The sequence below is a fragment of the Streptomyces sp. WG5 genome, from assembly GCF_049974565.1.
GTDB lineage: Bacteria > Actinomycetota > Actinomycetes > Streptomycetales > Streptomycetaceae > Streptomyces.
In genome coordinates this window covers 1-602 of record NZ_JBNGGC010000174.1, presented here as the reverse complement: position 1 = coordinate 602, position 602 = coordinate 1, and the positions used below count along the sequence as shown (strand labels likewise).

At 58.6% G+C, this 602-nt stretch carries 1 protein-coding gene and 1 tRNA gene; both read right to left on the bottom strand.

The window, feature by feature from the left end; all coding sequences use genetic code 11:
- The coding region (locus ACP4IX_RS36465) for a branched-chain amino acid ABC transporter permease (protein ID WP_426558970.1) at window positions 1-244 on the bottom strand (244 nt) is incomplete at its 3' end.
- A gap of 90 nt (window positions 245-334) precedes the next feature.
- Window positions 335-408, bottom strand: a tRNA-Gly gene (locus ACP4IX_RS36460).
- Window positions 409-602: the final 194 nt, after the last annotated feature.

Genomic DNA, 602 nt, shown 5'->3' with positions numbered 1-602 from the left:
CATGCAGGCTGAAGGTGCCGCCGATCAGGATCACGATGATGAACTCGATCGAAAGCTGCAACGTGAACATCTCGGGCGAGATGAAGGAGAGCTTGTGTGCGAACAGCACGCCGGCAAAGCCGGTGATGCCAGCCGAGATCGCGAACGACTTCACCTTGTAGAGCGAGACGTTGATGCCCATGCTTTTGGCCGCCGTCTCGCTGTCGCGGATGGCGACAAAGGCGCGGCCGGTCGATGAGCGCATGTCGACCTCTACCTGCCGATTCGCTGCCGGGCGGTCACGACGACAGGCCGCTTGAAACGAGCGGCGCCAGACCACACGACATTTGGAGGTTGGAGCGGGTGAAGGGAATCGAACCCTCGTATTCAGCTTGGAAGGCTGCTGCTCTACCATTGAGCTACACCCGCATCTCGGGATCACCTAACACGGTCGGACGGCCGTCTCAACTGCTTCGGCGTGCGTCCTTGTGCTCCGGTAAACAGCTAATTTCCGTACAATTGGCCTCGTTCCGTGCCCGAACCGGCCGGATGGCGGCCTTAACAGTGACGGATTCGCCCCCTATATTAGATGTCCCATCAACAAAGAAAGGAGGTGATCTAGT